Origin of the sequence: Pseudomonas plecoglossicida NBRC 103162 = DSM 15088 (assembly GCF_000730665.1) — a bacterium.
Classification (GTDB): domain Bacteria; phylum Pseudomonadota; class Gammaproteobacteria; order Pseudomonadales; family Pseudomonadaceae; genus Aquipseudomonas; species Aquipseudomonas plecoglossicida.
Window position 1 is genome coordinate 30,493 of record NZ_BBIV01000002.1, and the last position, 24,110, is coordinate 54,602.

19 protein-coding genes are annotated in these 24,110 nt (G+C 63.2%); 14 read left to right on the forward strand and 5 right to left on the reverse strand.

From position 1 onward, the window contains the following. Positions 1-121: 121 nt before the first annotated feature. The 4 genes from PPL01S_RS00265 (at position 122) to gcvP (ending at position 6,417) form a co-directional block, all read left to right on the forward strand. Complete coding sequence (locus tag PPL01S_RS00265) at positions 122-1,744, forward strand: ABC transporter permease (protein WP_028625032.1); 1,623 nt, start codon at positions 122-124, stop codon at positions 1,742-1,744. Between the two features lie 123 nt (positions 1,745-1,867). Beyond that, positions 1,868-2,950 (forward strand): glycine cleavage system aminomethyltransferase GcvT, encoded by a 1,083-nt coding sequence (gcvT, locus tag PPL01S_RS00270; RefSeq protein WP_016392423.1) that lies wholly within the window; start codon positions 1,868-1,870, stop codon positions 2,948-2,950. Positions 2,951-2,998: 48 nt separating this feature from the next. Beyond that, on the forward strand, positions 2,999-3,382 hold the full coding sequence (gene gcvH, locus PPL01S_RS00275; RefSeq protein ID WP_016392424.1) for a glycine cleavage system protein GcvH: 384 nt from the start codon (positions 2,999-3,001) through the stop codon (positions 3,380-3,382). A 161-nt stretch (positions 3,383-3,543) separates the two neighbouring features. After that, on the forward strand, positions 3,544-6,417 hold the full coding sequence (gene gcvP / locus PPL01S_RS00280; RefSeq protein ID WP_016392425.1) for an aminomethyl-transferring glycine dehydrogenase: 2,874 nt from the start codon (positions 3,544-3,546) through the stop codon (positions 6,415-6,417). 63 nt (positions 6,418-6,480) lie between these two features. Here gcvP and PPL01S_RS00285 read toward each other — a convergent pair whose 3' ends face one another. From PPL01S_RS00285 to PPL01S_RS00295, 3 genes are all read right to left on the reverse strand, one after another. Continuing rightward, on the reverse strand, positions 6,481-6,795 hold the full coding sequence (locus PPL01S_RS00285; RefSeq protein ID WP_016392426.1) for a DUF2388 domain-containing protein: 315 nt from the start codon (positions 6,793-6,795) through the stop codon (positions 6,481-6,483). Between the two features lie 89 nt (positions 6,796-6,884). Continuing rightward, positions 6,885-8,561 carry a GspE/PulE family protein gene (locus PPL01S_RS00290; RefSeq protein ID WP_016392427.1) on the reverse strand — a complete coding sequence of 559 codons (1,677 nt, stop codon included), beginning with the start codon at positions 8,559-8,561 and terminating at the stop codon, positions 6,885-6,887. Positions 8,562-8,658: 97 nt separating this feature from the next. Further along, positions 8,659-8,976, reverse strand: a complete 318-nt coding sequence (locus PPL01S_RS00295; protein WP_016392428.1) for an ACT-like domain-containing protein — start codon at positions 8,974-8,976, stop codon at positions 8,659-8,661. Positions 8,977-9,101: 125 nt separating this feature from the next. Between PPL01S_RS00295 and PPL01S_RS00300 the strand changes: the two genes are divergently transcribed. Continuing rightward, the gene (locus tag PPL01S_RS00300) at positions 9,102-9,572 is read left to right on the forward strand and encodes an Lrp/AsnC family transcriptional regulator (RefSeq protein WP_016392429.1); all 471 of its coding nucleotides are present in this window, start codon (positions 9,102-9,104) and stop codon (positions 9,570-9,572) included. A gap of 85 nt (positions 9,573-9,657) precedes the next feature. On the opposite strand, the gene PPL01S_RS00305 is transcribed toward PPL01S_RS00300, so the two are convergent. Next, positions 9,658-11,034 carry a CYTH domain-containing protein gene (locus tag PPL01S_RS00305; RefSeq protein WP_016392430.1) on the reverse strand — a complete coding sequence of 459 codons (1,377 nt, stop codon included), beginning with the start codon at positions 11,032-11,034 and terminating at the stop codon, positions 9,658-9,660. Positions 11,035-11,149: 115 nt separating this feature from the next. Between PPL01S_RS00305 and argE the strand changes: the two genes are divergently transcribed. Beyond that, positions 11,150-12,292, forward strand: a complete 1,143-nt coding sequence (argE, locus tag PPL01S_RS00310; protein WP_016392431.1) for an acetylornithine deacetylase — start codon at positions 11,150-11,152, stop codon at positions 12,290-12,292. A gap of 125 nt (positions 12,293-12,417) precedes the next feature. Further along, positions 12,418-13,716, forward strand: a complete 1,299-nt coding sequence (gene argA / locus PPL01S_RS00315) for an amino-acid N-acetyltransferase (protein WP_016392432.1) — start codon at positions 12,418-12,420, stop codon at positions 13,714-13,716. 79 nt (positions 13,717-13,795) lie between these two features. On the opposite strand, the gene PPL01S_RS00320 is transcribed toward argA, so the two are convergent. Continuing rightward, complete coding sequence (locus PPL01S_RS00320; RefSeq protein ID WP_016392433.1) at positions 13,796-15,172, reverse strand: glutamine synthetase family protein; 1,377 nt, start codon at positions 15,170-15,172, stop codon at positions 13,796-13,798. Between the two features lie 574 nt (positions 15,173-15,746). Here PPL01S_RS00320 and PPL01S_RS00330 point away from each other — a divergent pair. The 7 genes from PPL01S_RS00330 to PPL01S_RS00360 all read left to right on the forward strand — a co-directional run bounded on the left by PPL01S_RS00330 (position 15,747) and on the right by PPL01S_RS00360 (position 24,047). Then, a complete protein-coding gene (locus PPL01S_RS00330) occupies positions 15,747-17,105 on the forward strand; it encodes a glutamine synthetase family protein (RefSeq protein WP_016392434.1) in 1,359 nt (452 codons plus the stop codon). Positions 17,106-17,153: 48 nt separating this feature from the next. Continuing rightward, entirely contained in the window at positions 17,154-18,515 is a 1,362-nt protein-coding gene (locus PPL01S_RS00335; RefSeq protein WP_016392435.1) for an aspartate aminotransferase family protein, read from the forward strand. A 169-nt stretch (positions 18,516-18,684) separates the two neighbouring features. Beyond that, positions 18,685-19,782, forward strand: a complete 1,098-nt coding sequence (locus PPL01S_RS00340) for a polyamine ABC transporter substrate-binding protein (protein ID WP_028625034.1) — start codon at positions 18,685-18,687, stop codon at positions 19,780-19,782. A 160-nt stretch (positions 19,783-19,942) separates the two neighbouring features. Beyond that, a complete protein-coding gene (locus tag PPL01S_RS00345; RefSeq protein WP_016392437.1) occupies positions 19,943-21,037 on the forward strand; it encodes a polyamine ABC transporter substrate-binding protein in 1,095 nt (364 codons plus the stop codon). 60 nt (positions 21,038-21,097) lie between these two features. Further along, entirely contained in the window at positions 21,098-22,240 is a 1,143-nt protein-coding gene (gene potA, locus PPL01S_RS00350; RefSeq protein ID WP_016392438.1) for a polyamine ABC transporter ATP-binding protein, read from the forward strand. Then, positions 22,237-23,157 carry an ABC transporter permease subunit gene (locus tag PPL01S_RS00355; protein WP_016392439.1) on the forward strand — a complete coding sequence of 307 codons (921 nt, stop codon included), beginning with the start codon at positions 22,237-22,239 and terminating at the stop codon, positions 23,155-23,157. Before potA ends, PPL01S_RS00355 begins: the two co-directional genes overlap by 4 nt. Further along, a complete protein-coding gene (locus PPL01S_RS00360) occupies positions 23,154-24,047 on the forward strand; it encodes an ABC transporter permease subunit (protein WP_028625035.1) in 894 nt (297 codons plus the stop codon). The genes PPL01S_RS00355 and PPL01S_RS00360 overlap by 4 nt, the downstream gene beginning before the upstream one ends. Positions 24,048-24,110 lie beyond the last annotated feature (63 nt).

Sequence of the window (24,110 nt, forward strand, 5' to 3'; positions counted from 1 at the left end):
ATGCTTCCGGGGTCTGACAGGGCCCTATCGCCGGCAAGCCGCCTCCCTCAGGTCCCTGTAGGAGCTGGCTTGCCAGCGATCGACCGCGAAGCGGTCGCCATCACCACCGAGATTCCCAACCTTGCCCCACACCCCCCAACGCCGCTGGTACCTCCCGGTCGCCCTGATCGCCGCCCTGGTGCTCCTGCCCCTGAGCGTCCTGCTGCTGGCCTGGCAGTCGATCGACATGCAGATCTGGCCGCACCTGCTCGATACCCAGATGAGCCGCCTGCTCGGCAACACCGCGACCCTGGTGCTGGGCGTGGGCGTGGGCGTCACCGTCCTCGGCGTCAGCCTGGCCTGGCTCACCAGCCTCTGCGAATTCCCTGGCAGGCGCTGGCTGGACTGGGCGCTGATGTTGCCGTTCGCCATCCCTGCCTACGTGCTGGCCTTCGTGTTCGTCGGCCTGCTCGACTTCTCCGGCCCCGTGCAGAGCGCCTTGCGCGACATGTTCGGGCCGATGCGCCTGCCGCGGGTGCGCTCGACCGGCGGCGTGATCACGGTGCTGGTGCTGGTGTTCTATCCCTACGTGTACCTGCTCGCGCGCACGGCGTTCCTCGCCCAGGGCAAGGGCCTGATGGAAGCGGCGCGGGTGCTGGGGCTGTCACCGCTGCAAGCGTTCTGGCGGGTGGCCTTGCCCATGGCGCGGCCGGCCATCGGCGCTGGAATCGCCCTGGCCTTGATGGAAACCCTGGCGGATTTCGGTGCAGTGGCGGTCTTCAATTTCGACACCTTCACCACCGCCATCTACAAGACCTGGTACGGCTTCTTCAGCCTCTCCAGCGCTGCCCAGCTGGCCAGTCTGTTGCTGTTGGCGGTGATGCTGGTGCTGTACGGCGAACGCCGTGCACGCGGGGCGACCCGCAGCGCCAACGAACGGCCGCGCGGGCAGGCGCTCTATCACCTGCGCGGTATCAAGGCGCTGCTGGCCAGCGGTTGGTGCCTGCTGGTGTTCGCCTGTGCCTTCGTCATTCCGCTGCTGCAGTTGCTGGTGTGGTTCTGGCAGCGTGGGCGGCATGACCTGGACGAGCGCTATGTCGGCCTGGTGCTGCACACCCTGTACCTGGGCGCCATGGCGGCTCTGGTTACCGTGTGCGTGGCCTTGCTGCTGGCCTTCGCCCGTCGCCAGGCGCCGACGGGCGGCATTCGTGCCGGTGTGGGTCTGGCCAACCTGGGCTACGCCTTGCCTGGCTCGGTATTGGCGGTATCGATCATGTTGGCCTTCAGTTACCTCGACAACAAGCTGGTGATTCCGCTTTCCAGCTGGCTGGGCGGGGCGGGCAAACCCCTGCTGTTGGGCAGCCTCGCGGCCTTGCTGCTGGCTTACCTGGTGCGCTTCATCGCCGTGGCCTACGGGCCGCTGGAAAGCAGCCTCGAACGCATCCGCCCGTCGTTGCCTGAGGCTTCGCGAAGCCTGGGCGTCGGTGGCGCAGGATTGTTTTTCAAGGTGTATCTACCGCTGCTGGTGCCAGGGGCCCTCAGCGCTGCGCTGCTGGTATTCGTCGATGTGCTCAAGGAAATGCCCGCTACCCTGCTGATGCGCCCGTTCGGCTGGGACACCCTGGCGGTACGGGTGTTCGAAATGACCAGCGAAGGCGAGTGGGCGCGTGCGTCGTTACCCGCGTTGACGCTGGTGTTGGTAGGTCTGCTGCCGGTCATCGGGCTGATTCGCCGCTCCGCTCGTCGCCCCGGTCACAGTCACTGAGGATGCCAGCCCGCGCCCTTGCGGCTACAATGCGCGGCATTCGCGCGGCGGGTCCTACAAGAAGAGCTGACGATTAAACGTCATCGACCGCCGCCGCTTCGCCACGCCCGGAAGGAGAAACCCATGGGACAGCGCACGCTCTTGTACGACTTGCACCTGGCGCTTGGCGCCAAGACGGTCGATTTCGGTGGCTGGGACATGCCCCTGCACTATGGCTCGCAGGTCGAGGAGCACCATCAGGTGCGCAGCGACTGTGGGGTCTTCGATGTTTCACACATGACCGTGATCGATGTCGACGGGCCTGATGCCAGCGCTTGGTTGCAGCGTTTGCTGGCCAACGACGTTGCGCGCCTCGACGCGGTCGGCAAGGCGCTGTACAGCCCGCTGCTCAACGAAGCGGGCGGGGTCATCGACGACCTGATCGCCTATCGCACCGAGGCCGGCTACCGCCTGGTCACCAACGCCGCTACCCGTGCCAAGGTGCTGGCTTGGCTCAAGGCCCAGCAAGGCGGGTTCTCGGTCGACTTCGAGGTGCGCCCCGACCTGGCCATTCTCGCCATCCAAGGCCCGCAGGCCCGTGAAAAGGTCGCTGCCTTGCTCAGCGCTTCTCGCGCTGCGCTGATCCGCGAACTGCGCCCGTTCGAAGGCATTGCCGACGGCGACTGGTTCATTGCCCGCACCGGTTATACCGGTGAAGACGGCCTGGAGATCATCCTGCCTGGCTTTGAGGCCGTTACCTTCTACAACGACCTGGTCGGTGCCGGTATCGCCCCCAGCGGCCTGGGTGCACGTGACACCCTGCGCCTGGAAGCCGGCATGAACCTGTACGGCCAGGACATCGACGAAAGCCACACCCCCCTCACCTCCAACCTGGGCTGGTGCATCGCCTGGGAGCCTGCCGAGCGCGACTTCATCGGCCGTGCCGGCCTGCTGGCCGAAATCGAGCACGGTGTGCAGGACAAACTGGTTGGCCTGGTGCTCGAAGAGCGCGGCGTTCTGCGCGCGCACCAGGTCGTTCGCGTTGCCGGTATTGGCGAAGGGGAGATCACCAGTGGTAGTTTCTCTCCTACGCTGAGCAAGTCCATTGCCCTGGCGCGTGTACCCATGGCCACCGGCGACCGCGCCGAGGTCGAGATTCGCGGCAAGTGGTACCCGGTGCGGGTGGTCAAGCCGACCTTCGTGCGCCACGGCAAGATTCTGATCTGAACAATCAACGGCGGGCCGAACCGCTGACCCAATCGAGGAATACAAGACATGAGCAATATCCCCGCCGATCTGCGTTTTGCCGAAAGCCACGAGTGGGCGCGCCTGGAGTCTGATGGCAGCGTGACCGTGGGCATCAGCGACCACGCTCAGGAAGCCTTGGGTGACGTGGTGTTCGTCGAGCTGGCCGAAGTCGGCAAGACCTTCGCTGCCGGCGACGCGGCTGGTGTGGTCGAGTCGGTCAAGGCCGCTTCCGACATCTACGCCCCGGTCGGTGGCGAGGTGATCGCCGTCAACGAAGCGCTGGCCGACAGCCCTGAGCGGCTCAACGAAGAGCCTTACGGTGCGTGGATCTTCAAGCTGAAACCGAGCGACGAGGCAGAGCTGGGCAAGTTGCTGGATGCAGCTGGGTACAAAGCCGCCATCGGCGAATAAGCTTCTGGCCTCATCGCCGGCAAGCCGGCTCCCACAGGGGGCGATGCGGTCCTTGTGCGGTGATGAGGCCGAGCCTGCAAAGCAAGTTTTCCCGCACTATCGGCAATCCTTCCTAGACTTATAAGTCTCCATGAGGCCTGGTCTAGGAAGAGAGCGTCGTCATGTCCCAGTCGCCATCCCTGCATCAACTGCAAGAGCCCAACCCTTTCCTGCGCCGCCACCTGGGGCCCGATGCCTCAGAGCAGCAGGCCATGCTCGCCACCCTCGGCCTGAAGAGCCGCAGCGAGTTGATCGAGCAGACGGTACCGCCAGGTATCCGCTTCAACCGCGCCCTCGACCTGCCCCCGGCCCTGGACGAACAGGCCGCACTGGCCAGGCTCGCCCGTTATGCCGGGCAGAACCAGGTGTGGACCAGCCTCATCGGCATGGGCTACCACGGCACCATCACGCCCACGGTTATCTTGCGCAACGTCCTGGAAAACCCCGGCTGGTACACCGCCTACACACCCTATCAGCCAGAAATCGCCCAAGGCCGCCTCGAAGCGCTGCTGAATTTCCAGCAAATGGTCATCGACCTGACCGGCCTGGCCCTGGCCAATGCCTCGTTGCTCGACGAAGCCACCGCTGCCGCCGAGGCCATGGCCCTGGCCAAGCGGGTGGCGCGCAACAAGAGCAATGCCTTCTTCGCCGACGAGCACTGCCACCCGCAGACGCTGTCGGTGTTGCGCACCCGCGCTGAAGGGTTCGGTTTCGAGCTGATCGTCGATTCTGTGGATAACCTTGCCCAGCACCAGGTATTCGGGGCCTTGCTGCAGTACCCCGACACCCACGGCGAGGTACGCGACCTGCGCCCGCTGATCGATCAGTTGCACAGCCAGCATGCCCTGGCCTGCGTGGCCGCCGACCTGCTCAGCCTGGTGGTGCTGACACCGCCTGGCGAACTGGGCGCCGATGTGGTGCTGGGTTCGACCCAGCGCTTCGGCGTGCCGATGGGTTACGGCGGCCCCCACGCGGCCTATTTTGCCTGCCGCGACGACTACAAGCGGGCCATGCCCGGGCGCATCATCGGCGTGTCGCGCGATGCGCGGGGCAATACCGCGCTGCGCATGGCGCTGCAGACCCGCGAACAACACATCCGCCGCGAAAAGGCCAACTCCAACATCTGCACCGCCCAGGTACTGCTGGCCAACATTGCCGGCTTCTATGCGGTCTACCACGGCCCGGAAGGCCTGCAGCGCATCGCCCAGCGCGTTCACCGGCTGACCTTCGTGCTCGCCGCCGGCCTCGAGGCCAAGGGCATCAAGCGGGTGAACCGGCATTTCTTCGACACCCTGACGCTGGACGTCGGTGGCGCCCAGGCGGCGATCATCGAAAGCGCCGAAGCGGCGCGCATCAACCTGCGCATTCTCGGTCGCGGCCACCTGGGGGTCAGCCTGGACGAAACCTGCAGCGAGGAGACCGTGCTGCGGCTCTTCGACATCTTCCTCGGTGTCGATCATGGTCTGGACATCGCCGCCCTCGACCAGCAAGCGCTGCCCGAGGGCATTCCGGCAGCACTGTCACGGCGCACGCCGTTCCTTGCCCACCCGGTGTTCAACCTGCACCACAGCGAAACCGAAATGCTGCGCTACCTCAAGCAGCTGGAGAACAAGGACCTGGCGCTGAACCAGTCGATGATCCCGCTGGGTTCCTGCACCATGAAACTCAATGCCACCAGCGAGATGATCCCCATCACCTGGCCCGGTTTTGCCCAGCTTCACCCCTTTGCGCCGGCTGCCCAGGCTACCGGCTACAAGGCGATGATCGACGAGCTGGAAAGCTGGTTGTGCGCCATTACCGGTTTCGACGCCATCTGCATGCAGCCCAACTCCGGCGCGCAAGGCGAATACGCCGGCCTGATGGCAATCACGCGCTACCACCGCAGCCGCCACCAGCCCCAGCGCACCCTGTGCCTGATCCCGTCATCGGCGCATGGCACCAACCCGGCGTCGGCGCAGATGGCCGGTATGGAAGTGGTGATCGTCGATTGTGACGACGACGGCAACGTCGACCTGGCGGATCTCAAGGCAAAGGCCCATGCGGCGGGCGACAGGTTGTCCTGCCTGATGGTCACCTACCCGTCGACCCATGGGGTGTACGAAGAGGGCATTCGTGAAATCTGCGAGGTCGTCCACCAGCACGGCGGTCAGGTGTACATGGACGGCGCCAATCTCAATGCCCAGGTCGGCCTGGCCCGGCCTGCGGACATCGGCGCCGACGTTTCGCACATGAACCTGCACAAGACGTTCTGTATCCCCCATGGGGGTGGTGGCCCCGGCATGGGGCCGATCGGCATCCGTGCCCATCTCAAGCCGTTCGTTGCCAGCCACCCGGTGGTGCCGGTACCGGGCCTGGACCCGAACAACAGTGCCGTCAGTGCCGCCCCCTGGGGCAGCGCGAGCATATTGCCGATCAGCTGGATGTATATCGCCATGATGGGCCCGCAACTGGCCGATGCCAGCGAGGTGGCGATCCTCTCGGCCAACTACCTGGCCAGCCAGCTGGCCGGGGCGTTCCCGGTGCTGTATCGAGGGCGCAACCAGTACGTGGCCCATGAATGCATCCTCGATCTCAGGCCGCTGAAGGCCCAGACCGGTATCACCGAAGAGGATGTCGCCAAGCGCCTGATGGACTATGGCTTCCATGCCCCGACCATGTCGTTCCCGGTGCCGGGGACGCTGATGGTCGAGCCGACCGAGAGCGAGTCGAAAGCCGAACTGGACCGCTTCATCGAGGCGATGCTGGCGATTCGTGCGGAGATCGACCAGGTGCAGGAGGGTGCCTGGCCTGCGGAAGACAACCCACTCAAGCACGCACCGCATACGCTGGCCGATGTGCTGGCGCCGTGGAACCGGCCGTACAGCCTGGAGCAGGCGGTGGCGCCCAGTGCCCATGCGCGCCAGCACAAATACTGGCCGGCGGTGAACCGGGTGGACAACGTGTACGGGGACAGGAATCTGTTCTGCGCCTGCGTGCCGGTGGAGGCCTATCGCTGAGATCGGTGCCGGCAACTGTGGGAGCCGGCTTGCCGGCGATCGGGGGCGAAGCCCCCGCCGCGGTTATTCGGCTACTGCATTCCTGGCCAGGATGGCATTGGCCAGGTCCATGTCCGAAGCCTGTAACCCTGGGTTCTCGGTACGAACCTGATGCAACGCCTGCTCGAGGAACGGCCCACGGATAGCGCCTTCGCTGGCGACGAAGCTGCCCGCGTCGTCCTGCGCCGCGAGTACCAGCTTGTGGTCGCGCGAGGTGATGTAGCTCGATGCCGTGGTGGCACCGGAAGTCATTACGTTACGCCAGAAGGTATCGGCCATGGCGGAGCCCACTGGCAGCGAAAGCAGGGCAGCAGCAGCGATGGCGGCTTTGAGACGCATGATGAAACACCTCGAAGGGTGAGGGTTGGAGATGCCCGCTTTGATCGGGCCAAACGGTCGCAAGTTCCTTGAATACAAGGGTTTTTTACTCAGGAGCAGACCCGCAGCACCTCGTCGGATCGGGTCAGCCCACGCGCCACTTTGGCCTCCCCGCAGCTGCGCAAATCCTGCAACCCTTCAGCTAGAGCCTGGCGTTGCAGTCTGGCCAGGTCCATGTCGACACTTATCTGCGCGCGCAGGCTTTCGCTGGGAATCAGCAGTTCGAACACGCCGGTGCGGCCATGAAAGCCGGTACCCCGGCAAACCTGGCAAGCCGTGTTCGAGGGACGCCCCTGGCATTCCTGGCAGAGCAAGCGCACCAGGCGCTGGGCCATCACCCCAACCAGGGTGGCCCTGATCAGGTAATCGGCCACGCCCAGTTCCAGCAGACGGGTGATGGCGCTGCAGCTGTCATTGGTGTGCAGGGTCGAGAGCACGAGGTGCCCGGTGAGCGCAGCCTGCACGGCCACCAGCGCGGTCTCGCGGTCGCGGATCTCGCCGATCATGATGATGTCCGGGTCCTGGCGCAGCATGGCGCGCACGCCATCGGCAAAGCCCAGGTCCAGTGCCGGTTGCACCTGCAGCTGGTTGAAGGCAGGCTCCAGGCGTTCGATGGGGTCTTCGATGGTGCACAGGTTGACCTCCGGCGTGGCCACCTGCTTGAGGCTCGCGTACAGCGTGCTGGTCTTGCCGGAGCCGGTGGGGCCTGTGACCAGCAGGATGCCCTGGCGTCGCTGCAACAAGGATTGCCACTGAGCCAGCTGTTCGCCTTCCAGCCCGAGGCGGTCGAAGTCTTCCTGCAACTGCTGCGGATCGAACAGGCGCAGCACCAGCTTTTCGCCAAACGGCGTCGGCAGGGTCGACAGGCGCATTTCCACGTCGCCGCCGCCAGACAGGCGACTCTTCGCCCGGCCATCCTGTGGTCGACGTTTTTCCGCCACATCCATGCGACCGAGATGTTTCAGCCGACTGACCACGGCCAGCATCACACCTGCAGGAAACGCATAGACGGTATGCAGCAGGCCATCTATGCGGTAGCGCAACCGGCCTTGGTCGCGGCGCGGTTCAAGGTGAATGTCACTGGCGCGCTGCTCGACGGCGTACTGCAGCAGCCAATCGACGATGTGCACGATATGCGCATCGTCGGCGCTGGCCTCGGCCTGGCGCCTGCCCACGTCCAGCAACTGCTCCAGCTCGCTGAACCTTGTCGGTTGCTGAAGTTGTGCACCTTGTACCGAGTGGGCCAGCCGAAGCATCGATTGGCCCATCTGGCGTATCTGCACGGGGCTGGCCAGCACCCGGATGATCGGCTTGCCCAGGCTGCGGCTCAGGTCTGTCTGCCAGTGCTGCTGGTAGGGCTGCGCGCTGGCCACAGTGATGGCGTTGGCATCGGTGGCCACGATGAGGAGGCCGTGGCGCCGTGCGAAAGCGGGTGATATCAGCCCGTTGGCCTGCACCAGATCAAGCTGCAGGGGGTCGATGCGCAGGTAGGGTTGGTCGACTTTGCTGGCGAGCCATTGGCACAGGGTGTCCAGGTGCAGGCGTTGCCCCGGCGCGCGACGGTCGTCGAGGTTGAGCGCGGCGATGGTTTCCAGTGGGTGGCGGCCGGGGTGCGCGCTGGCCAGTTCGAGTACCCGCTGGGCATCGCGGGGGGTGAGGTGCTGGTCGGCCTGCAGGGCTTGCAGCAGTAACGACAAGTCCAGGGAGCGATCGTCCGGAGTGTGCATGGCGGCGTCCGTGCCAGGTGGTGAGTTCCTGGGCAAGGCTAGCCGGCGGGATCGATTGCGGTGCGGGAAAAGGGTTTCGAAGTCTTGCGATCGTTGATCAGACCACCGCCATTTCCAGTCGCATCTGATTTTCCAGGCTGACGTCCATCACACACACCAGGTTGCGCAGTTTCTGCGCGATGACCTCGGCCCGATGCCAGCTGAGCCCGCCGATGCCGATCTCGATGTCGAGCAGATCATCCTGTTGGCTGACGTTCACCCTGTGCGGGGTCAGGAACTGCAGGGCAAACAGATTGAGCACGCGGCACAGGGTGTCCGGTTCAGCTTCAGCCTGTAGGCAATAGCGCACGGTGCTGTGGCTGGCATTGGCGGCCCAGGCGTCGTGACGGGGTTGAGGGCGTGCGAGTGTGTTCATGCTGGTCTCCGCGAATGTGGAGAAATTCTTGCAGCTCCTGGTGGGTATTTTTTCGCTATTATCGGGCGAAATTCAGCCTGCAGAGAATTGATCAATTCGCAGACCGACATATGGAGAGATTGTTTATGCAAAGCGAACTGGACGCTTACGACCGGCGCATTCTTGAACTGCTGCAAGCGGACGCGTCTCTCTCGAGCGCCCAGATCGCCGAACGCGTGGGGCTCTCGCAATCACCCTGCTGGCGCCGAATTCAAAGGCTCAAGGACGAAGGGGTGATTCGCGGGCAGGTGACCTTGCTCGATCGCAAGAAGGTGGGGTTGAACACGCAGATCTTCGCCGAGGTGAAACTCAACGCCCATGGTAGATCCAACTTCACCGAATTCACCGAGGCGATTCGCGGCTTTCCGGAAGTGCTGGAGTGTTATGTGCTGATGGGGGCGGTGGATTTTCTGCTGCGCATCGTCACGTCGGATATCGAAGCCTACGAGCGGTTCTTCTTCGAGAAACTGTCGAACGTGCCGGGGATTCAGGAGGTCAATTCGATTGTGGCGCTGTCGGAGATCAAGTCCACTACCAGCCTGCCATTGATGCCTTGAGCCCATCGCTGGCAAGCCGGCTCCCACAGGAATCACACCTGACCCTGTAGGAGCCGGCTTGCCGGCGATGGGGGCACAGCGGTTATCAAGCCTTGAGCAGGTGCTTCCAGCCACGGCTCTGGTCGATCGCACGGGCCTGTTCGACACGGGCCTCGAGCAGCTCGTCAGGCTCATCGGACAGCGGCTGCTCGGCCAGCTCATGCAGCTTCTTCAAGTCACCATACAGACGGTCCATCTGCGGCGCCTCAAGCACCTGACGCGCATGGTGCAACCACGCCAGCAACTGCTCGATGCGCGGCAACTGCTCGGCCAGGTCTTCCGGACGCTGGGTGTACAGCGGCAGTTTCAGCGCGCGGCCCTCCTCGCCCAGCAAGTGCGCCAGCCAACTGGCCAGCTGCGCCTTGCCCTGACGCTCACCGCGGCCCTTGCGTTCCACGGTCCAGGCGCGGGCCAGCAACCAGCGGGACGTTTCCAGCGAGAACTGGCCCCAGCGCACATCCTCGAGCTCATCGATGAACTGCTCGGGGGCGGCGCGGCGGATGTCCTCGTCGTCATTGCCCGCCTGCACCAGCGGGCGCCAGTCTTCCAGCAGCGCGTCGAGGCTGGCGCGCAGTTCGCGGGTAGTGGCACGCGGCGCCGCCTGGCCCAGGCTGCTGACCAGGGCGCGCAGTTCGGCCAGGCACTGCACCCAGTCCTGCAGCAGGCGCCAATGGCCATTGTGGCGGTATTGCTCGGCCAGGCGCTGGCTGCTGCCGAGCAACTGCCAGGCCAGGGCGGTGAAGGCATCGTCCAGGGCCATCTCGGCGTGCAGCTCGGTGTGCGGCAGGCTCAGCTCGTAGCTGTCCGGCTCCAGCAGGCGGTAGCCGCGTTCGGCCTTGCTGATGTCGCAGGGCATCAGCGGCAGGCTGGCGGCGAGCTCTGCGGCGAGTTCCAGCAGCGCTTCGGGGTCGCCTTCGCGCAGCTCCAGCTCCAGCTCGCAGATCTCTTCCTTGCGCTTGCCGGCAATCACGAAGCCCTGGTCCAGCGCCGCTTCGATCACTACCTTGCTCTTGCCACGGCCCCAGGCGATCTCCGCGAATTCGCGGGTGAAGTCGGTGGTGAACAGCGGCTTGATGGTCTTCTTGTCCAGGTCGGCCAGTTGCTCGGGCCAGCAGGTGGCGTCGAGCTTTTTCAGGTCCAGCTTGACCTTGTCCAGGTGCCACTCGTACTCGTTGCGCTCGGACAGGCCGGCAACGCTCTGGCCACGGCACTTCAGGGTCTGGATGACTTCCTCGCCATCGCGGCGCAGGCGCAGGGCGACACGGGCGGCGGAAAGGTCGCGCTCGGGGGTGTCGAAGTACTGGTTGAGCAGTTCGCGGGTCTGCCAGCCGGACTTGTTGCGCTTTTTCAGCAGAGGATGCTCGCGCAGGGCGGCCAGGGTGTCGCGGCTGGCGCGGAGCTTGAGTTCGGTTTCTTTGTGCATCGCAGGCTCGAAGGGAGGGCGTGATTGCCGTGCAGTCTACAGGACTGGGCTGGCAACGGTTTATTCCTTACGGCGGATGGCCCTATGATGGGCGACGCTTTCGAGGAGTACGCGCATGCCGTTGCCCACACTCAAGGAACAGTTTGCCGCGCTGATCGCCGCGCCGTCGGTCAGCTGCACCCAGGCTGCGCTGGACCAGTCCAATCGCCAGGTCATCGACCTGTTGGCAGGCTGGTTGGGCGACCTGGGCTTTCGCTGCGATATCCAGCAGGTCAGCCCGGGCAAGTTCAACCTGCTGGCCAGCCGAGGTACCGGCCCGGGTGGCCTGGTGCTCGCCGGTCATAGCGATACGGTGCCCTATGACGAACAGCTGTGGGTCAGCGATCCGCTCAAGCTGAGCGAGATCGACGGTCGCTGGGTGGGCCTTGGCAGTTGCGACATGAAGGGCTTCTTCGCCTTGATCATCGAGGCGGTGATCCCTTTGCTGGAGCATGACTTCAAGCAGCCGCTGCTGATTCTCGCCACGTGCGACGAGGAAAGCTCGATGTCCGGCGCCCGCGCCCTGGCCGAGGCCGGGCAGCCGCTGGGCCGTGCGGCAGTGATCGGCGAGCCCACGGGCTTGAAGCCGATCCGCATGCACAAGGGCATTCTGATGGACCGCATCGACATCCTCGGACGCAGCGGCCATTCGTCGGACCCAAGCCTCGGTCACAGCGCCCTGGAGGCCATGCACGCGGTGATGGGCGAGCTGATGGGCCTGCGCCGGCAGTGGCAGGATACCTACCGCAACCCGCAATTCAGCGTGCCCACGCCGACCCTGAACTTCGGCTGCATCCACGGCGGTGACAATCCCAACCGTATCTGCGGCCAATGCGCCCTGGAGTTCGACCTGCGCCCGCTGCCGGGCATGGATGTGGAGCAGCTGCGCGCAGCCATTGGCGAAAAACTGCGGCCTGTGGCCGAGCGTCATGAAGTGCGCATCGACTATGCGCCGCTGTTCCCAGCCGTGCCGCCATTCGAGCAAGCCGCTGATAGCGAACTGGTGCACGTGGCCGAACGCCTGACCGGGCATCGCGCCGAAGCGGTGGCGTTCGGCACCGAGGCGCCTTATCTTCAGCAGCTGGGTTGCCAGACCATCGTCCTCGGCCCCGGCGATATCGCCTGTGCCCACCAACCCGGCGAATACCTTGAAATGTCACGAATCGAGCCTACCGTGCGTCTATTGCGTGATCTCATCCGGCACTATTGCCTGGATTGAACCTCCACCCTGCTGATTCGTCATTGCCTAGAGGAGACCGCGCGTGACCGCAAGCCTGTTCCGACGATGATCCTGAACGCCGTGCCATCCACCGTTCTCCGTCCACTTTATCCACAGGCCCTGTCATGCCCGATTACGTCAACTGGCTGCGTCATGCCTCCCCGTACATCAATGCCCATCGCGACTGCACCTTCGTGGTCATGCTCCCCGGCGATGGGGTGGAACACCCGAATTTCGGCAACATCGTCCACGACCTGGTGCTGTTGCACAGCCTTGGCGTGCGCCTGGTGCTGGTGCATGGTTCGCGCCCGCAGATCGAGAGCCGTCTGCAGGCCCGGGGCCTGACCCCGCATTACCACCATGGCCTGCGCATCACCGATGCCGCCACGCTGGACTGTGTGATCGATGCAGTCGGGGCCTTGCGCCTGGCCATCGAGGCGCGCCTGTCGATGGACATCGCTGCATCGCCGATGCAGGGGTCGCGCCTGCGGGTGGCGTGCGGCAACCTGGTGACCGCGCGCCCTATCGGCGTACTCGAAGGGGTGGACTACCACCATACCGGCGAAGTGCGCCGCATCGACCGCAAGGGCATCAGTCGCCTGCTCGACGAGCGCTCGATCGTGCTGCTGTCGCCGCTGGGCTACTCGCCAACCGGTGAGATCTTCAACCTGGCCTGCGAAGACGTGGCTACCCGCGCCGCCATCGAGCTGGGTGCCGACAAGCTCCTGCTGTTCGGCGCCGAGCCTGGCTTGCTGGACGAGCACGGCAAGCTGGTGCGCGAGCTGCGCCCGCAGCAGATCGCGCCGCATCTGGCGCGCCTGGGCAACGACTATCAGGGTGAGTTGCTGGATGCGGCGGCCGAGGCGTGCAAGGGCGGCGTGGCGCGCAGCCATATCGTCAGCTACGCCGAGGACGGCGCCCTGCTCACCGAGCTGTTCACCCGCGGGGGTGGCGGTACGCTGGTGTCGCAGGAACAGTTCGAAGTGGTGCGCGAGGCGACCATCGAGGATGTCGGTGGCTTGCTGGAGCTGATCAGCCCGCTGGAAGAGCAGGGCATCCTGGTACGGCGCTCGCGTGAGGTGCTGGAGCGGGAGATCGAGCAGTTCAGCGTCGTTGAACGCGAGGGCATGATCATCGCCTGTGCGGCGTTGTACCCGATTGCCGATTCGCAGGCAGGGGAGCTGGCGTGTCTGGCGGTGAGCCCGGAGTATCGCCATGGTCGGCGCGGGGATGAGCTGCTCGAACGCATCGAGGGCCGGGCGCGGACGTTGGGTTTGAATACCTTGTTCGTGCTTACCACGCGCACTGCGCACTGGTTCCGGGAGCGTGGCTTCACGCCCAGTGGTGTGGAGCGGCTGCCGGCGGCGAGGGCTTCGTTGTACAACTACCAGCGCAATTCGAAGATTTTCGAGAAGCCGTTGTAAGACTTCACCGGCCCTATCGCCGGCAAGCCTGCACATTCCCCGAAATGAAAAACGCCGCCCTGATGGGCGGCGTTTTCACTTACACAGTATGCAGATACCAGTTGTACTCGAGGTCGGAGATCGAGTGCTCGAACTCCTCCAGCTCGCTTTCCTTGCACGCGACGAAGATGTCGATGTACTTCGGATCGATGTATTTGTTGAGGATCTCGCTGTCGTCCAGCTCGCGCAGGGCATCGCGCAGGTTGTTCGGCAGGCTCTGCTCCAGCTGCTCGTACGAGTTGCCTTCGATCGGTTCACCCGGCTCGACCTTGTTGGTCAGGCCATGGTGCACGCCGGCCAGCACGGCTGCCATCATCAGGTACGGGTTGGCGTCGGCACCGGCGACGCGGTGTTCGATGCGCACGGCATCCGGCGAGCCGGTCGGCACGCGCAGGGCCACGGTGCGGTTGTCCAGCCCCCAGCTCGGCGCGTTCGGTACGTAGAACTGCGCGCCGAAACGGCGGTACGAGTTGACGTTCGGGCAGAGGAACGCCATGGACGCGGGCAGGGTCTCGAGCACACCGCCGATAGCGTGACGTAGCGCGGCGTTCTGCTCGGGATCCTCGCTGGTGAAGATGTTGTTGCCATCCTTGTCCAGCACGGAAATGTGTACATGCAGGCCGTTGCCTGCCTGGCCCGGGTAGGGCTTGGCCATGAACGTGGTGTCCATTTCATGGTCGTAGGCGATGTTCTTGATCAGGCGCTTGAGCAGCACGGCGTAGTCACAGGCCTTGAGCGGGTCGGCGACGTGGTGCAGGTTGACTTCGAATTGCGCCGGGGCGCTTTCCTTGACGATGGCGTCGGCCGGGATACCTTGCTCCTTGGCACCTTCGAGGATGTCCTGGAGGCAGTCGGCGTATTCGTCGAGGTCGTCGATCAGGTAGACCTGGGTCGACTGCGGGCGCTTGCCCGAGATCGGCGAGCGTGGCGGCTGCGGGCGGCCGTTCACGTTCTCCTGGTCGATTAGGTAGAACTCCAGCTCGAACGCGGCGCAGATGGTCAGGCCCATGTCGGTGAACTTGCTCACCACCTGGCGCAACACTTCGCGTGGGTCGGCGAAGAACGGCTCGCCTTCGAGTTCGTGCATGGTCATCAGCAGTTGCGCGGTCGGGCGCTTCTGCCAGGGTTCGTTGGAGAGAGTGCCAGGGATCGGGTAGCAGATGCGGTCGGCATCGCCGATGTCCAGGCCGAGCCCGGTGCTTTCGACGGTGGAACCGTTGATGTCCAGGGCGAAGAGGGAGGCAGGCAGGTTGATGCCTTTCTCGTAAACCTTGTGGAGGCTGGTGCGCTCTATGCGCTTGCCACGCACCACACCATTCATATCTGCAATCAGAAGGTCAACGTAGAGAACCTCAGGATGTTCCTTAAGGAACGCGTTCGCTTCGTTAAGCTGAACGGCACGCGGGGGTACCGACATGATGCAACACCTTTGTTGTTAAAAATATCAATCAAGGGGGGCTTGCCAGACCAGTCAATCGAAAAGCCCTACTGATGTCAAGCCAACCCCATGATGCCCTGAAATGGCACATCGACGGCAGATTTGCCGCATATCGGGGCGTGCCATTATCCGCTATTTCCGCTGCCAAGGGCTATCTCCGACATGCCGTGTTTTATTTTTTACGGAGGTGTTGTGTAAAAAAATGAACAAGGCTAAGCTCGGTCTCAACCCAGAACACAATAATACGAGGGTCACATGGTCCGCTTGTCGCGACCTGAAAGCGCTGCCTGCGCAGTGCAGTCGGGTATCCCTGCCGTTCCTGCAAGCATCAGACGCGTTGTGGTCGCCCTGGCCGCAATAATTGACGCTTTGCGCTCCTGGACCGTCCCTCGTGGCGTCATTTCGCTGCGCTTTTCGCCTTCCTGCCTTTCGAACTCATTATGGACACGCTCATTTGCAGTGTATCCACTGTGCTCCTGCGTGGGTGTTTTTGCTTTAGCAATCCACTCCATCCAGAATCAATGCGCGGACCACATTACCTCCTGAGGTATTTATGAGTAATAACCTCGACCAGCTCACCGATTGGTTGAAAGAGCACAAGATCACCGAAGTCGAATGCCTGATCAGCGACCTGACCGGCATTACCCGCGGCAAGATCTCGCCGACCAACAAGTTCATCGCCGAAAAAGGCATGCGCCTGCCCGAGAGTGTGCTGTTGCAGACCGTTACCGGCGACTACGTCGATGACGACATCTACTACGAACTGCTCGACCCGGCCGATATCGACATGATCTGCCGCCCGGACGAAGACGCCGTGTTCCTCGTGCCCTGGGCCATCGAGCCGACCGCGCAGGTCATCCACGACACCTACGACAAGAAGGGCAACCCTGTCGAGCTGTCGCCGCGCAACGTCCTCAAGAAAGTCCTCAAGCTCTACGCCGACAAGGGCTGGCAGCCGATCGTCGCGCCGGAGATGGAGTTCTACCTGACCAAGCGCAGCGAAGACCCTGACTTCCCGCTGCAGCCCCCGGTTGGCCGTTCGGGCCGCCCGGAAACCGGGCGCCAGTCGTTCTCCATCGAGGCGGCCAACGAATTCGACCCGCTGTTCGAGGACGTCTACGACTGGTGCGAACTGCAGCAGCTGGACCTCGACACGCTGATCCACGAAGACGGCACGGCGCAGATGGAGATCAACTTCCGTCACGGCAACGCCCTGCACCTGGCCGACCAGATCCTGGTATTCAAGCGCACTATGCGCGAGGCGGCGCTCAAGCACAACGTGGCGGCCACCTTCATGGCCAAGCCGATGACCGGCGAGCCGGGCAGTGCCATGCATCTGCACCAGAGCGTGGTCGACGCGGCCACCGGCAAGAACATCTTCAGCAATGAAGACGGCAGCATGAGCGAACTGTTCCTGCACCACATCGGCGGCCTGCAGAAGTTCATCCCTGAAGCGCTGCCGCTGTTCGCCCCCAACGTCAACTCGTTCCGCCGCTTCCTGCCCGACACCTCGGCGCCGGTGAACGTCGAGTGGGGCGAGGAGAACCGCACCGTCGGCCTGCGCGTACCGGATGCCGGCCCGCAGAACCGCCGCGTCGAGAACCGCTTGCCGGGCGCCGACGCCAACCCTTACCTGGCCATCGCCGCCAGCCTGCTGTGCGGCTACATCGGCATGGTCGAAGGCATCGACGCCAGTGCCCCGGTCGTGGGCCGCGGCTACGAAAGGCGCAACCTGCGCCTGCCGCTGACCATCGAAGATGCCCTGGAACGCATGGAAATCAGCCGTGCGCTGACCCAGTACCTGGGCAAGAAATTCATCACCGGCTACGTCGCCACCAAGCGTGCCGAGCATGAGAACTTCAAGCGTGTCATCAGCTCCTGGGAGCGTGAGTTCCTGCTGTTTGCTGTGTGATCAACCCTGAGGCCGCCCACCGGCGGCCTGTGGACCATGGAGAAGCACATGAGCGTCAAAAACCCGCAAACCCGTGAATGGCAAACCCTGAGCGGCGAGCACCACCTTGCACCCTTCTCTGACTACAAGCAGTTGAAGGAGAAGGGGCCGCGCATCATCACCAAGGCGCAGGGTGTGCATTTGTGGGACAGCGAAGGGCACAAGATCCTCGATGGCATGGCCGGCCTGTGGTGCGTGGCGGTCGGTTATGGCCGTGAAGAGCTGGTGCAGGCTGCCGAAAAGCAGATGCGCGAGCTGCCGTACTACAACCTGTTCTTCCAGACCGCCCACCCGCCGGCACTGGAATTGGCCAAGGCCATCACCGATGTGGCGCCCGAGGGCATGACCCACGTGTTCTTCACCGGCTCCGGCTCCGAAGGCAACGACACCGTGCTGCGCATGGTCCGTCACTACTGGGCGCTCAAGGGCAAGCCACAGAAGCAGACCATCATCGGCCGCATCAACGGCTACCACGGCTCCACCGTCGCTGGCGCAAGCCTGGGCGGCATGAGCGGCATGCACGAGCAGGGCGGCCTGCCGATCCCGGGCATCGTGCATATCCCGCAGCCGTACTGGTTCGGCGAAGGCGGCGAGATGACCCCGGATGATTTCGGCGTGTGGGCTGCCGAGCAGCTGGAGAAGAAGATCCTGGAAGTGGGCGAGGACAACGTCGCCGCCTTCATTGCCGAGCCGATCCAGGGCGCCGGTGGTGTGATCATTCCGCCGGATACCTACTGGCCGAAGGTCAAGGAGATCCTCGCCAGGTACGACATCCTGTTCGTCGCCGACGAAGTGATCTGCGGCTTTGGCCGTACCGGCGAGTGGTTCGGCTCCGACTACTACGACCTCAAGCCCGACCTGATGACCATCGCCAAGGGCCTCACCTCCGGTTACATCCCCATGGGCGGTGTGATCGTGCGTGACACCGTGGCCAAGGTGCTCAGCGAAGGCGGTGATTTCAACCACGGCTTCACCTACTCCGGTCACCCGGTGGCGGCCGCTGTGGGCCTGGAAAACCTGCGCATCCTGCGCGACGAGAAGATCGTCGAGCATGCGCGTACGGAAGTGGCACCCTACTTGCAAAAACGTCTGCGGGAACTGCAGGACCATCCGCTGGTGGGCGAGGTTCGCGGCCTGGGCCTGCTCGGCGCGATCGAGCTGGTCAAGGACAAGGCGACCCGCAGCCGTTACGAGGGCAAGGGCGTGGGCATGGTATGCCGCAACTTCTGTTTCGAGAACGGCCTGATCATGCGTGCCGTAGGCGACACCATGATCATTGCACCACCGCTGGTGATCAGCCATGCGGAGGTCGACGAGCTGGTTGAAAAGGCGCGCAAGTGCCTGGATCTGACCCTCGAAGCGATCCAGTGAGCCTTTGCTAGGCTAGCGTTGTGACATTAGTTGGTTGCAAGGGGCTGCTTTCCTTGAAACAGCGCCTTGTAACTTGCCAGACTAGCGACTGTTTCAGTCGCTCGACGCGTGTACTGCGGGACCTGGCTGCTGAACGGATGGCTAATCAAAAAAATCTGGAGCATGACGCATGAAGAAAATGGGCAAGACGTTGCTGGCCGCAGCCCTGATGGGTGCCATGGCTACCGCTGTTCAAGCTGACGACAAGGTGCTGCACGTCTACAACTGGTCGGACTACATCGCCCCGGACACCGTGGCCAACTTTGAAAAAGAGACCGGCATCAAAGTCGTCTACGACGTCTTCGACAGCAATGAAACCCTTGAAGCCAAACTGCTTGCTGGCAAGTCCGGCTATGACATCGTCGTGCCGTCCAACAACTTCCTGGCCAAGCAGATCAAGGCTGGCGTCTACCAGGAACTGGACCGCTCCAAGCTGCCGAGCTGGAACAACCTCGACCCGGCCCTGCTCAAGGCTGTTGGCGATGCCAGCGACCCAGGCAACAAGTTCGCCTTCCCCTACATGTGGGGCTCCATTGGCATCGGCTACAACCCGGAGAAGGTCAAGGCCGCGCTGGGCGTGGACAAGATCGACTCGTGGGATGTCGTGTTCAAGCCCGAGAACCTCGAAAAACTCAAGAGCTGTGGCGTGAGCTTCCTCGATGCACCGACCGAGATGATCCCGGCCGCGCTGCACTACCTGGGCAAGCCGAGCAACAGCACCAAGAAGGAAGATCTGAAAGCCGCCGAAGATCTGTTCCTGAAAATCCGTCCGTCGATCACCTACTTCCACTCGTCCAAGTACATCTCCGACCTGGCCAACGGCAACATCTGTGTGGCGGTGGGTTACTCGGGTGACATCGAGCAGTCCAAGGCGCGTGCCCACGAGGCTGGCGACAAGGTCAAGCTGAGCTATGTCATTCCGAAGGAAGGTGCCGGCACCTTCTATGACATGGTCGCCATTCCGAAAGACGCCGAGAACGTCGACGCGGCCTACAAGTTCATGGAATACCTGCTGCAGCCGAAAGTGATGGCCGGCATCACCAACGCCGTGCGCTTCCCGAACGGCAACAAGGCGGCCACCGAGTTCGTCGACAAGGAAATCACCGGCGATCCGGCGATCTACCCGTCCGAGGAAGTGAAGGCGCAACTGTACGCCATCAAGGCGCCAGAGAAGACCGCCCAGCGCGAAATCACCCGCAGCTGGACCAAGATCAAGTCGGGCAAGTAAGCCCGATGCAATACCTCTGGGCCGGGGTTTTCCGGCCCAGAGCCAGTGAATGGCAATTGATGATTGCGGCATCGAAGCTGCGAAGGTAAGTTGCGCGCCGGTTTTGCCTGCGCAGCAACACTGCGCCGTGACCAAGGCACTGATTGTGAGGACCACCCACTTGTCTATTTCCCTACTACGCAAGGCCTTGATGGCTGGAGCGGGCCTGACGCTGGCATGCAGCGTCCAAGCGGCGCCAACGGTGCATTTCTACAACTGGTCCGACTATATCGGCCCGACCACCCTCGCGGACTTCGAGAAAGCCACGGGCATCAAGCCTGTGCAAGACGTGTTCGACTCCAACGAAACCCTGGAAGGCAAGCTGCTGGCCGGCAACACCGGCTATGACGTGGTGGTGCCGTCCAACCATTTCCTCGGCAAGCAGATCAAGGCGGGCGCGTTCCAGAAGCTCGACAAGAAGCTGCTGCCGAACTACGCCAACCTGGACCCGGCGCTGATGAAACGCCTGGAAAAGAACGATCCGGGCAACCAGTACGCCGTGCCTTACCTGTGGGGCACCAATGGCATCGGCTACAACGTCGACAAGGTCAAGGCCGCGCTGGGCGTGGACACCATCGACTCATGGGCCGTGCTGTTCGAACCCGAGAACATGAAGAAGCTCTCCAAGTGCGGTGTGGCCTTCCTCGACTCGGCGGACGAAATGCTCCCGGCGGTGCTCAACTACATGGGCCTCAATCCCAACAGCACCGACCCCAAGGACTACGAAAAGGCCGAGCAGAAGCTCCTGGCCGTGCGTCCGTACGTGACCTATTTCCACTCGTCCAAGTACATCACCGACCTGGCCAACGGCGACATCTGCGTCGCGGCAGGTTTCTCCGGCGATGTGTTCCAGGCCAAGGCCCGCGCCGAAGAGGCGAAAAAGGGCGTGAACCTGGCATACGCGATTCCCAAGGAAGGTGGCAACCTCTGGTTCGACGTGCTGGCGATCCCCAAGGACGCCAAGAACGTGAAAGAGGCCCACGCCTTCATCAACTATTTGCTGAAACCTGAGGTTATCGCCCAGGTCAGTGATTACGTCGGTTACGCCAACCCGAACCCCAAGGCTGGCGACCTGATGGACCAGGCCGTGAGGACTGACGCCGCGGTTTACCCACCGCAGGAAGTGCTGGACAAGATGTTCGTCAACAGTGAGTTGCCACCCAAGGTGCAACGTTTGATGACCCGCAGCTGGACCAAGGTCAAGTCGGGCAAGTAACAATCCAGGCCCGCTGCAAAAGCCGCGGCGGGCAACAAAATCTTGTTGGGAGTTTCACTCATGGCAGTTGCCTCCGGTGCCTATAAGAAAGCCCTCGAGGGTGGCCAGCAACCCAAGCAGGTGCTGGTCAAGATCGACCGGGTCACAAAAAAGTTCGACGAAACGGTAGCGGTGGACGATGTGTCCCTGGAAATCCGCAAAGGCGAGATCTTCGCCTTGCTGGGTGGCTCCGGGTCCGGTAAATCGACCTTGCTGCGCATGCTGGCCGGTTTCGAGCGCCCTACTGAAGGGCGGATTTTCCTCGATGGCGTCGACATCACCGACATGCCGCCCTACGAGCGGCCGATCAACATGATGTTCCAGTCCTACGCGCTGTTCCCGCACATGACCGTGGCGCAGAACATCGCCTTCGGCCTGCAGCAGGACAAGATGCCCAAGGCCGAGATCGATGCCCGCGTGGCTGAGATGCTCAAGCTGGTGCACATGACCCAGTACGCCAAGCGCAAGCCGCACCAGCTCTCCGGCGGCCAGCGCCAGCGCGTGGCCCTGGCCCGTTCGCTGGCCAAGCGTCCGAAACTGCTGCTGCTCGACGAACCGATGGGCGCCCTGGACAAGAAACTGCGTTCGCAGATGCAACTGGAACTGGTGGAGATCATCGAGCGCGTGGGCGTGACCTGCGTGATGGTGACCCACGACCAGGAAGAGGCCATGACCATGGCCCAGCGCATCGCCATCATGCACCTGGGCTGGATCGCCCAGATCGGCTCGCCGGTGGACATCTACGAGACCCCCACCAGCCGCCTGGTGTGCGAGTTCATCGGCAACGTCAACCTGTTCGAAGGTGAAGTGGTCGACGACGCCGAAGGCCACGCGATCATTGCCAGCCCTGAACTGGAGCGCAAGATCTACGTCGGCCACGGCATCACCACCTCGGTGGAAGACAAGCACATCACCTACGCCCTGCGCCCCGAGAAGATGCTGGTTACCTCCCAGCAGCCGACCTGCGAACACAACTGGTCGCGCGGCAAGGTCCACGACATCGCCTACCTGGGTGGCCACTCGGTGTTCTACGTCGAGCTGCCGAGCGGCAAGATCGTCCAGTCGTTCGTCGCCAACGCCGAGCGCCAGGGCACCCGGCCGACCTGGGGCGATGAAGTGTACGTGTGGTGGGAAGACGACAGCGGCGTGGTACTGCGGTCATGAAACTTCGCAAGCTCAAGCGAGCGTTCCAGCGTCTTACCCCGGAGGGGCGGCACGTGGTGATCGGCGTGCCGTTCATCTGGCTGTTCCTGTTCTTCATGCTGCCGTTCTTCATCGTGTTGAAGATCAGCTTCGCCGAAGCCGACGTGGCGATCCCGCCGTATACCGAGATCTACAGCTACGTCGAGGACAAGGTCCAGCTGGTGCTGAACCTGGCCAACTATGGCCTGCTGACCGAGGATGAGCTGTACATCTCGGCCTACCTGGGCTCGCTGAAGATGGCCTTCTTCAGCACCCTGTTGTGCCTGCTGATCGGCTACCCGATGGCCTACGCCATTGCCAACGCCAAGAAGGAAACCCAGACGGTCCTGCTGCTGCTGATCATGATGCCGACCTGGACCGCGATCCTGATCCGCGTCTATGCCTGGATGGGTATTCTCAGCAACAACGGCCTGCTCAACGCCTTCCTGATGTGGCTCGGCTTGATCGACCAACCGCTGCAGATTCTCAACACCAACCTGGCGGTGTACATCGGCGTGGTCTATTCGTACCTGCCGTTCATGATCCTGCCGCTGTTCGCCAACCTGGTGAAGCACGACCAGAGCCTGCTCGAAGCGGCATCGGACCTGGGTTCGAGCACCTTCAACAGCTTCTGGAAGATCACCGTGCCGCTGTCGAAGAACGGCATCATCGCCGGCTGCATGCTGGTGTTCATCCCGGTGGTGGGCGAGTTCGTGATTCCTGAACTGCTCGGCGGCCCGGAAACCCTGATGATCGGCAAGGTGCTGTGGCAAGAGTTCTTCAACAACCGTGACTGGCCGGTGGCTTCCGCCCTGGCAGTGGTGATGCTGGCGATCCTGATCGTGCCGATCCTGCTGTTCAACCGCAGCCAGGCCAAAGAAATGGAGGGCAGGGCATGAAGCGCTTCGGTTTCTCCAAGCTGATGCTGGTGCTCGGCTTGCTGTTCATCTACCTGCCGATGCTGATCCTGGTGATCTACTCGTTCAACGCCTCGAAGCTGGTGACGGTGTGGGGCGGCTGGTCGGTGAAGTGGTACGTCGGCCTGCTCGACAACACCCAGCTGATGGGCTCGGTGATGCGCTCGCTGGAAATCGCCTGCTACACGGCGGTGGCCGCAGTGGCACTGGGTACCCTGGCGGCCTTCGTGCTGACCCGGGTCACCCGCTTCAAGGGCCGCACGCTGTTCGGTGGCCTGGTCACCGCGCCGCTGGTCATGCCCGAGGTGATCACCGGTCTGTCGCTGTTGCTGCTGTTCGTGGCCATGGCGCAGATGATCGGCTGGCCGCAGGAACGTGGCATCGTCACCATCTGGATCGCCCACACCACGTTCTGCGCGGCCTATGTGGCGGTGGTGGTGTCGGCACGCCTGCGTGAATTGGACCTGTCGATCGAGGAAGCGGCCATGGACCTGGGTGCCAAGCCGTGGAAGGTGTTCTTCCTGATCACCATCCCGATGATCGCGCCGTCGCTGGCGGCGGGCGGCATGATGTCGTTCGCCCTGTCGCTGGATGACCTGGTACTGGCCAGCTTCGTGTCCGGGCCGGGATCGACCACCTTGCCGATGGAAGTGTTCTCGGCAGTGCGCCTGGGCGTGAAGCCGGAAATCAACGCCGTGGCCAGCCTGATCCTGTTGTCGGTGTCGCTGGTGACCTTCTTTGTCTGGTACTTCAGCCGCCAGGCCGAAGAGCGTCGTCGCAAGGCGATCCAGCAGGCCATCGAGGAAGGTGCTGCAGCCAACGTGTCGCAGCCCCAGATCAAGCGCCCAGCGCCCGCTGCTGCGTCGGCCTGACCGGCTGTTAGCCCGCCCCCACAGGTACATCACAGGCTTTCAAAGCGGTGATGCACCCTGTGG

Bases quoted from the DNA above. Each gene is read 5' to 3' on its own strand.
- gcvT (WP_016392423.1), top strand. From the start codon at position 1,868: ATGGGACAGCGCACGCTCTTGTACGACTTGCACCTGGCGCTTGGCGCC.
- gcvH (WP_016392424.1), top strand. From the start codon at position 2,999: ATGAGCAATATCCCCGCCGATCTGCGTTTTGCCGAAAGCCACGAGTGG.
- gcvP (WP_016392425.1), top strand. From the start codon at position 3,544: ATGTCCCAGTCGCCATCCCTGCATCAACTGCAAGAGCCCAACCCTTTC.
- PPL01S_RS00285 (WP_016392426.1), bottom strand. From the start codon at position 6,795: ATGCGTCTCAAAGCCGCCATCGCTGCTGCTGCCCTGCTTTCGCTGCCA.
- PPL01S_RS00290 (WP_016392427.1), bottom strand. From the start codon at position 8,561: ATGCACACTCCGGACGATCGCTCCCTGGACTTGTCGTTACTGCTGCAA.
- PPL01S_RS00295 (WP_016392428.1), bottom strand. From the start codon at position 8,976: ATGAACACACTCGCACGCCCTCAACCCCGTCACGACGCCTGGGCCGCC.
- PPL01S_RS00300 (WP_016392429.1), top strand. From the start codon at position 9,102: ATGCAAAGCGAACTGGACGCTTACGACCGGCGCATTCTTGAACTGCTG.
- PPL01S_RS00305 (WP_016392430.1), bottom strand. From the start codon at position 11,034: ATGCACAAAGAAACCGAACTCAAGCTCCGCGCCAGCCGCGACACCCTG.
- argE (WP_016392431.1), top strand. From the start codon at position 11,150: ATGCCGTTGCCCACACTCAAGGAACAGTTTGCCGCGCTGATCGCCGCG.
- argA (WP_016392432.1), top strand. From the start codon at position 12,418: ATGCCCGATTACGTCAACTGGCTGCGTCATGCCTCCCCGTACATCAAT.
- PPL01S_RS00320 (WP_016392433.1), bottom strand. From the start codon at position 15,172: ATGTCGGTACCCCCGCGTGCCGTTCAGCTTAACGAAGCGAACGCGTTC.
- PPL01S_RS00330 (WP_016392434.1), top strand. From the start codon at position 15,747: ATGAGTAATAACCTCGACCAGCTCACCGATTGGTTGAAAGAGCACAAG.
- PPL01S_RS00335 (WP_016392435.1), top strand. From the start codon at position 17,154: ATGAGCGTCAAAAACCCGCAAACCCGTGAATGGCAAACCCTGAGCGGC.
- PPL01S_RS00340 (WP_028625034.1), top strand. From the start codon at position 18,685: ATGAAGAAAATGGGCAAGACGTTGCTGGCCGCAGCCCTGATGGGTGCC.
- potA (WP_016392438.1), top strand. From the start codon at position 21,098: ATGGCAGTTGCCTCCGGTGCCTATAAGAAAGCCCTCGAGGGTGGCCAG.
- PPL01S_RS00355 (WP_016392439.1), top strand. From the start codon at position 22,237: ATGAAACTTCGCAAGCTCAAGCGAGCGTTCCAGCGTCTTACCCCGGAG.
- PPL01S_RS00360 (WP_028625035.1), top strand. From the start codon at position 23,154: ATGAAGCGCTTCGGTTTCTCCAAGCTGATGCTGGTGCTCGGCTTGCTG.